8 protein-coding genes are annotated in these 7,920 nt (G+C 72.5%); 2 read left to right on the top strand and 6 right to left on the bottom strand.

The genetic code is table 11. From position 1 onward, the window contains the following. The 4 genes from EFK10_RS23035 to EFK10_RS23020 all read right to left on the bottom strand — a co-directional run. A partial coding sequence (locus tag EFK10_RS23035; RefSeq protein WP_240677410.1) for a DUF2510 domain-containing protein occupies positions 1–400 on the bottom strand: 400 nt, incomplete at its 3' end. A gap of 64 nt (positions 401–464) precedes the next feature. Continuing rightward, entirely contained in the window at positions 465–1,250 is a 786-nt protein-coding gene (locus EFK10_RS23030) for a 3-oxoacyl-ACP reductase (RefSeq protein ID WP_127357545.1), read from the bottom strand. Positions 1,251–1,254: 4 nt separating this feature from the next. After that, positions 1,255–2,718, bottom strand: coding sequence for an aldehyde dehydrogenase family protein (locus EFK10_RS23025; protein WP_127357544.1), 1,464 nt, complete (start codon positions 2,716–2,718; stop codon positions 1,255–1,257). After that, positions 2,718–4,094, bottom strand: a complete 1,377-nt coding sequence (locus tag EFK10_RS23020) for a glutamine synthetase family protein (protein ID WP_127357543.1) — start codon at positions 4,092–4,094, stop codon at positions 2,718–2,720. Before EFK10_RS23020 ends, EFK10_RS23025 begins: the two co-directional genes overlap by 1 nt. Positions 4,095–4,201: 107 nt before the next feature. Between EFK10_RS23020 and EFK10_RS23015 the strand changes: the two genes are divergently transcribed. Then, entirely contained in the window at positions 4,202–4,888 is a 687-nt protein-coding gene (locus EFK10_RS23015) for a gamma-glutamyl-gamma-aminobutyrate hydrolase family protein (RefSeq protein ID WP_240677408.1), read from the top strand. Positions 4,889–4,991: 103 nt separating this feature from the next. On the opposite strand, the gene EFK10_RS23010 is transcribed toward EFK10_RS23015, so the two are convergent. Both EFK10_RS23010 and EFK10_RS23005 read right to left on the bottom strand, forming a co-directional pair. Continuing rightward, positions 4,992–5,444, bottom strand: coding sequence for a GNAT family N-acetyltransferase (locus EFK10_RS23010; RefSeq protein WP_127357541.1), 453 nt, complete (start codon positions 5,442–5,444; stop codon positions 4,992–4,994). Between the two features lie 251 nt (positions 5,445–5,695). Then, on the bottom strand, positions 5,696–6,898 hold the full coding sequence (locus EFK10_RS23005; RefSeq protein ID WP_127357540.1) for an amino acid deaminase/aldolase: 1,203 nt from the start codon (positions 6,896–6,898) through the stop codon (positions 5,696–5,698). 353 nt (positions 6,899–7,251) lie between these two features. Here EFK10_RS23005 and EFK10_RS23000 point away from each other — a divergent pair. Beyond that, positions 7,252–7,920: hypothetical protein (locus EFK10_RS23000; protein WP_127357539.1), on the top strand; the 669-nt coding region annotated here is incomplete at its 3' end.

Raw genomic sequence — 7,920 nt, 5'->3', positions numbered from 1 at the left:
CGCCCGGGCCGCCGCCGGAGCCGCCGCCCGGGCCGCCGCCCGGGCCTTGGCCGAAGGGGCCGCCGCTGGCGGAAGGGGAGGGCTGGCTGTCGGCGGCGCTCTTGCCGCTGTTGCCGTTGTCCGAGGTGAGGGCGACGACGCCGCCGACGACGGCGGCCACGACGACGACCGAGGCCACGACGGCTATGGCTATGCGGCCACCGCGGCGCCCTGAGAGAGCGCCGCCGGTGACCACCTCACCGGGGTAGGGGGGATAACCGGGGGCGGCCGTCGCGCCGGCCTGGCCCTGGGCGGTGCGGGTGTACTCGGTCCACTCGGTACCGTCCCACCACCGTTCCAGCGCTGGGGCGTCGTTGCCTGTGTGCCCGGGCTCGGGGTACCAGCCGGGAGGGGTCGTCATCGTCACGGCGTCACTTTAAGTCCCTCAGCTTAAGATTCCCGTGAGAGGACCGGTGGTCAGCGGGTTACAAAGGGGTCACGTAAGCGCCCGCGATCCCGCCGTCCACCAGGAACTCCGACCCGGTGATGAACGACGAGTCGTCGCTCGCCAGGAAGGCCACGGCCGCCGCGATCTCGTCGGCCTCGGCGAAGCGCCCCAGCGGAATGTGCACCAGCCGCCGCGCGGCCCGCTCGGGGTCCTTGGCGAACAGTTCCTGCAGCAAGGGGGTGTTCACAGGCCCGGGGCACAGCGCGTTGACCCGGATGCCCTCCCGGGCGAACTGCACGCCCAGCTCACGGGACATCGCGAGCACGCCGCCCTTCGAGGCGGTGTACGAGATCTGCGAGGTCGCCGCGCCCATCACCGCCACAAAACTGGCCGTGTTGATGATCGAGCCCCGGCCCTGGCGCTGCATGTACGGCAGCACCGCCTTGCAGCACAGATAGACCGACGTCAGGTTCACATCCTGGACGCGCTTCCAGGCCTCGATGCCGGTGGTGAGGATCGAGTCGTCGTCGGGCGGCGAGATGCCCGCGTTGTTGAAGGCGATGTCGACCGACCCGTAGGCGTCGTACGCGGCCTTGAACAGCGCGTCCACCTGCTCGGCGTCGGTGACGTCCACCTTCACGAACAGGCCGCCGACCTCCTCGGCCGCCGCCTTGCCCGCGGTCTCGTCGATGTCGCCGCACACGACGCGCGCGCCCTCGGAGGCGAGCCTGCGGGCGGTGGCGAGCCCGATGCCGCTGCCGGCGCCGGTGATCACCGCCGTACGGCCGACCAGACGGCGGCACACTGCTGTTTCCTCGGTCACGTGATCAGTCCTCCGTGCTGATGAATACGTTCTTGGTCTCGGTGAAGGCGGCCAGCGCGTCCGGGCCCAGCTCACGGCCGAGCCCGGACTGCTTGAAGCCGCCGAAGGGCGTCCAGTAACGCACCGAGCTGTGGGAGTTCACCGACAGGTTGCCGGCCTGCGTGCCCCGGGCCAGGCGCAGGGCGCGCCCGATGTCCCGGGTCCAGATGGAGCCGGACAGGCCGTACGTGGTGGCGTTGGCCAGCCGCAGCGCGTCGGCCTCGTCCTCGAAGGGGATCACGACCGCGACCGGCCCGAAGACCTCCTCGACCGCCACCCTCTCCCAGCCTTCGGCCGGTGGGGGTGCCCCCGGCGAAGCCAGGGGGAGGACCCGCCCCCTGACTTCGTCGGGGGGACCCCCAATCTCGCTTCGCTCGCCCGGGTCGTGCGGGGTCAGAACGGTCGGCGGGTACCAGAAGCCCTTGCCCTGCGGCGCGCTGCCCCGGATGGCGACCGGCGCGTCCGACGCCACGTACGCCGCGACACGGTCGCGCTGCGCCGCGGAGATCAGCGGCCCCATGTCGGTGGCCGGATCGGCCGGATCGCCGACCGTGACGGCCTGGACGGCCGGCTCCAGCAGCTCCAGGAAGCGGTCGTACGCCTGCCGCTGCACCAGGATGCGGGTGCGGGCGCAGCAGTCCTGCCCGGCGTTGTCGAGGAAGGCGCCCGGAGCGGCCTTCGCTGCCTTTTCGAGGTCCGCGTCGGCGAAGACGATGTTGGGGGACTTGCCGCCGAGCTCCAGCGTCACGCGCTTGAGGCTGTCGGCGCACTTGGCCATGATCTGCTTGCCCACGGCCGTCGACCCGGTGAAGACGATCTTCGCCACCCCGGGGTGCTCGACCAGTGCCGCGCCTGCGACCGTCCCGGCGCCCGGCAGCACCTGGAAGAGATGCTCGGGCAGTCCCGCCTCCAGGGCGAGGTCCGCAAGCCTGAGGGCGGTGAGCGGGGTGGTCTCGGCGGGCTTGAGGATCACCGCGTTGCCGGCGGCGAGCGCGGGGGCGGTACCCCAGGCGGCGATGGGCATCGGGAAGTTCCAGGGCGCGATCACCCCGACGACCCCGAGCGGTTCGAGGAACGTGATATCAACGCCGCCCGGGACCGGGATCTGGCGGCCGTTGAGGCGTTCGACACCCCCGGCCGCGTAGTCCAGCAGATCGCGGACGTTGCCCACCTCCCAGCGGGCGTTGCCGACCGTATGGCCCGCCTCCCGCACCTCGAGGGCGGCCAACTCGTCGGCATGGCCGTCCACGACGGCGGCGAAGCGGCGCAGCAGCCGCGCCCGGTCGCCGGGCGCGAGGGCGGCCCACCCCGCCTGGGCCCGCGTGGCACGGGCGACGGCGGCGTCGACGTCCTCGGCGCTCGCGGCGGGGACGGTGGCGATCACCTCTTCGGTGGCCGGGTTGAGCACTTCGAGCACGGGGGACCTCATCACATGCGTTCGAAGGAGCGGTAGCGCTCCCAGTCGGTCACTGCGGTGTCGTACGCATCTTGCTCGACGTGGGCCATGTTCAGGTAGTGCTGCACGACCTCCTCCCCGAAGGCCGCCACCGCGATCGGGCTGTCCCGCCACAGCTCGGCCGCCTCGCGCAGCGTCCGCGGCACGTGCTGTGTGCCCTCGGCGGTGTACGCGTTGCCGGTGACCGGCGCGGGGAGGGTGAGCTTGTGCTCGACCCCGTACAGCCCGGCGGCGATCATGCCGGCGACCGCGAGGTAGGGGTTGACGTCCCCGCCGGGCACCCGGTTCTCCAGGCGCAGCGCGGCCGGGCTGTGGCCGACGACGCGCAGGGCGCAGGTGCGGTTGTCCGGGCCCCAGGCGACCGCTGTCGGGGCGAAGGACCCGGGGCGGAAGCGCTTGTAGGAGTTGATGTTCGGCGCGTACAGCAGCGAGAAGTCCCGCAGCCCGGCGAGCTGCCCGGCCAGGAAGTGCCGCATCGTCTCCGACATCCCGCCGGGGCCGTCGCCCGCGAAGACCGGGGCGCCCTCCTCGTCCCGCAACGACAGATGGATGTGACAGGAGTTGCCCTCCCGCGCGTCGTACTTCGCCATGAAGGTGAGCGCGCAGCCCTCCTGCGCGGCGATCGACTTGGCGCCTGTCTTGTAGACGCTGTGCTGGTCGCAGGTGGTCAGCGCCTCGTCGTAGCGGAAGGCGATCTCGTGCTGCCCGAGATTGCACTCGCCCTTCGCCGACTCCACGATCATCCCGGCCGCACCCATCTCGTTGCGGATCCGTCGCAGCAGCGGCTCCACCCGGGCGGTGCCCAGCAGCGAGTAGTCGACGTTGTACTGGTTCGCCGGGGTCAGGTCGCGGTAGCCCCCGGACCAGGCCTGCTCGTACGTGTCCCGGAAGACGATGAACTCCAGCTCGGTCCCGACGTACGCCGACCAGCCGCGCTCGGCCAGCCGGTCCAGCTGGCGGCGCAGGATCTGGCGGGGCGAGGCGGCCACCGGCGGCGCGTCGCCCTCCAGCCAGGCGAGGTCGGCGATGACCAGGGCCGTGCCGGCGTCCCAGGGGGTGCGGCGCAGAGTCGCCAGGTCGGGCAGCATGGCGAAGTCGCCGTAGCCTTGTGCCCAGGAGGACATCGCGTAGCCGTCGACGGTGTTCATGTCGGCGTCCACGGCCAGCAGGTAGTTGCAGCCCTCGGTGCCGTGCTCCAGGACGTCGTCGAGAAAGTGAGCGGCGGCGAAGCGCTTGCCCTGCAGCCGACCCTGCATATCGGTGAAGGCGACGACCACCGTGTCGATCTCCCCGGTGTCCACCAGAAGCCGTAGTTCTTCGGTGCTGAGCGGGGCTGTGCGGTGCACCACGGGGACCACCTCTCCTACCGGCCGTCAGAATGATCCAAAACTACGGGCTGGGGCACCGAGTTGGGTACGGTGCGACCAGAATTCCGCGCGCCGCAGGGAGGCCCCACGTGTCACGTCCGCTCATAGGCGTCAGCACCTACCTCGAGCCCTCCGTGCGCTGGGGCACCTGGGAGCTGCCCGCCGCGCTCCTCCCGGTCGGCTACCCCCGCATGGTCCAGCGCTCCGGCGGCCTCGCCGCCATGCTCCCCCCGGACGACCCGGCGCACGCCGCCGCCACGGTGGCCCGCCTCGACGCCCTCGTCATCGCCGGCGGCCCCGACGTGGACCCCGCCCGCTACGGCGCCCCCCGCGACCCCCGCACCGGGCCCCCCACCCCGGAACGGGACGCCTGGGAGCTCGCACTCATCGACGCCGCGCTGGCCGCCGGCCTGCCCCTGCTGGGCATCTGCCGCGGCATGCAACTGCTCAACACCGCCCTCGGCGGCACCCTCCTCCAGCACCTCGACGGCCACCGCGGCCCCACGGGCGTCTTCGGCGCCCACACCGTCAAACCCGTCCCCGGCACCCGCTACGCCGGTCTGGTCCCCGAGGCCCTCTCCGTCCCGACCTTCCACCACCAAGCCCTCGACCGCCTCGGCCCCGGCCTCCTGACCAGCGCCCATGCCGAAGACGGCACCATCGAAGCCGTCGAACTCCCCGGCGAACCCTTCGTCCTCGGCGTCCAATGGCACCCCGAGATGGGCGACGACGAGCGGGTGCTGCGCGGGCTGGTCACAGCTGCAACCCATTCCTGACGCCGCCTCGCGGGCGTTGCGCTTGCTTCGTCCGGCTGCGCCGGACTCTCCCCCAGACTCCGTCTGGGAGGTGCCCCCCTCGTCGGTTCCCAGGGCCGGTTCGTCACAGCTGCAGCTTGAATCCCACGTGCGAGCCCGTGAAGCCCAGCTTCTCGTAGAACCGGTGCGCGTCGGTGCGGGCGTTGTCCGAGGTCAGCTGTACGAGGGTGCAGCCGAGGCGGCGGGACTCCTCGACGGCCCAGGTCATCAGATCCGTCCCTAGGCCGGTGCCGCGGGCGTCACTGTGCACGCGGACCGCCTCGATGATCGACCGGGTCGTACCGCGTCGCGAGAGCCCGGGAATGACCGACAGTTGCAGCACCCCCACCAACCGTCCATCTCGTTCCGCCACCGTGAGGTGCTGGTTCGGATCGGCGGCCACCTGCTCGAGCGCGGCGTAGTACGGCTCCAGATCGTCCGGGGTTTCCCGGCCCCGGCCGAGGCCGTCGTCCGCGAACATCGCCACGATCGCCGGTATGTCGGCGGCTGTCGCCCGCCGGAAGACAGGATCACTCATGTCCGCACCCTATGCCGCGCCCTCCGGGGGTGCCGGGGGCTTTTTTGCCCGCCCTCCCGCCCGGTTGCCCGGTGTGGTTGGGCGCGGGCGATGCGCGTTCGGTTCGTGGGTGGGTCGGGGGCGTGTCGGGGTGGGTCGTAGAGACGCTAAGGCGACGCAGTTCCGAGCCGGCGAGGATAGCTGCCTCATAGGACCTACCCCGGACCGCCCCCGACCCGATCACCCGGCGGACGCGCAAGCACCCGCACCGGCTACAGGAACGTCCTGCCCTCGCCACGGTAGGTCGGGGCGGTGCTCACCACGCGGTCGCCTTCGATGAGCTGGAGGGAGTCGAAGCGTTCACAGAGTTCGCCGGCTTTGGCGTGGCGGAACCAGACTTTGTCGCCGAGGAGGAGGTCGTCGGCGACGGAGCCGATGAGGGGGGTCTGGACTTCGCCGGGGCCTTCTTGGGGGTCGTAGCGGAGGCCTTCGGGGAGGTAGGGGACGGGGAGGCGGTCGGGGCCGGCGGCGCCGGAGGCGGGGTAGCCGCCGCCGAGGACGGTGATGATGCCGACGCCGGGGCGCCGGACGACGGGCTGGGCGAAGAGCGCGGCAGGGCGGCCGCGGAAGGAGGTGTAGTTGTCGAAGAGGCGGGGGACGAAGAGGCCGGAGCCGGCCGCGATCTCGGTGACCGACTCCTCCGCGGCGGTGTGCTGGACGCTGCCCGTGCCGCCGCCGTTGACGAACTCGAGCCCGGGGGCGACCGCGCGCACCGCCCGCACCACCTCGGCCCGGCGGGTGGCCAGCTCGCGGCGGGCAGTCGCCTGCATGAGCCGGATGGCCCGGGACCGGAAGGGCCGGCCCGCGACGGAGTCGCCGACGCCCGCGATGTGGCCCTCGTAGGCCATGAGGCCGACGAGCCGGAAGCCGGGCCGGCGGGCCACCTCCCGCGCCAACTCCGCGAGTTGCGCGGGCTCGCGCAGCGGCGAGCGCAGGGCACCGATCCGTACGCGGCCGCCGAGGAGCCGCAGCGACGTGTCCAACTCCAGGCAGACACGGACGATCTCCGAGCCGCCACCACGCGACGCGTCGATCAGGTCGAGCTGCGCCACGTCGTCGACCATCACCGTGGCCGCGCCCGCGAGCTTCGGATCGCCGGCCAGCTCGGCGAAAGCCGCCCGGTCCGCCGAGGGATAGGCCAGCAGGATGTCATTGAACCCGGCGCGGGCCAGCCACAGCGACTCGGCCATGGTGAAGGACATGATCCCGGCGAAGCCGTCCCGCCCCAGAACCCGCTCCAGCAGGGCCCGGCAGCGCACCGACTTGGACGCGACCCGGATGGGCTTGCCGCCGGCCCGGCGCACGAGATCCGCGGCGTTGGCATCGAAGGCTTCGAGGTCGACGATGGCCACCGGCGCGTCGAGGTGTGCCGTGGCCCGGTCGTACCGGACGCGATCGGCTGCGCGATCAGACATGCGGGCAGCTTGCCAGAATGCCCCTACTCGGCGGTAGGGGCAACCGATCCCGCCCACCTGACAATTACCCGTCCGGTTACCCGTAGAGTGACGCGCATTCTGTGACAACGCATCTGACGAGGGGGCGCCGGGTGAGCACCGGAGTCGACCGTGGGGGATCCGGACCGCATCCGGCGCCGCCGCACCCGGGCTTTCCGCCACCGCGTAGTACGCGCCCGATACCCCCGCCCCCGCCACACCCTCCGCGGTATCCGGCGCAGCCGGCGCACGCGCAGCCGCCGAATGCGCAGACCGCGTACGCCCACCTCCACGCCCCCACCCAGCACGCCGCCCCGCGCCCCCAGCGGACCGCGATGGCGGCGCTGTGCATGGTCCTGGGCCTCGGCCTGCTCGGTGGCGCGGTCGCGGGCGCCCTGATCAACCACGGTGCGGGGGCCGATGAGCCGACCCCGGCGGAAGCCTCGGCCAGCGCCTACAGCGCGACCCGGGGCCTGTGGCACAGCACGCCCGTGGACACGCTCTTCCCGCGCACCGTCAAGGGCCGCGCGGCAGGACCCGGCGGCTCCGACCGGACGTGGACCCGGATCGGCGTCGCGCCGGAGAGCGACTGCGCGGACGCCTTCGACCCGCTGCTCGCGAAGGTGCTGGACCCGCTCGGCTGCCTACGGCTGCTGCGGGCGACGTACACCGACGCGACCTCCACCGATGTCACGACCGTGGGCATCCTGATCACCAAGGCCGACGCCGCCACCATGCGCGCGCTTCACAACCGCTGGAACAACGAGCACCTCGGCGCCCGCACCGATCTGCTGCCCCGTCCGGTCGCCTTCGCCGGCACCGCGGCCTCGGGCTTCGGCGACAAGCAGCGGGCCGCCTGGACCGTCGACGTCTCGGCGGACCTGCCGGCCGTCGTGTACGCGGTGAGCGGCTTCGCCGACGGCCGCGAGATCGCCGTCCCGCAGGCCGCCGCAGCCGCCGCCGCCGACGGCGCGACCTCCGCCCCCGCCCAGGCCGGCCTCGGC

Origin of the sequence: Streptomyces soli (assembly GCF_003999195.1) — a bacterium.
GTDB classification, from domain to species: domain Bacteria; phylum Actinomycetota; class Actinomycetes; order Streptomycetales; family Streptomycetaceae; genus Actinacidiphila; species Actinacidiphila soli.
Note: the sequence above shows the minus strand (reverse complement) of the source record. Positions and strands in the feature narration are given on the sequence as shown.

What these genes read in the sequence shown, in the direction of transcription:
- EFK10_RS23005 (WP_127357540.1), bottom strand. Translation starts at nt 6,898, where the DNA reads ATGTCTGATCGCGCAGCCGATCGCGTCCGGTACGACCGGGCCACGGCA.
- EFK10_RS23010 (WP_127357541.1), bottom strand. Translation starts at nt 5,444, where the DNA reads ATGAGTGATCCTGTCTTCCGGCGGGCGACAGCCGCCGACATACCGGCG.
- EFK10_RS23025 (WP_127357544.1), bottom strand. Translation starts at nt 2,718, where the DNA reads ATGAGGTCCCCCGTGCTCGAAGTGCTCAACCCGGCCACCGAAGAGGTG.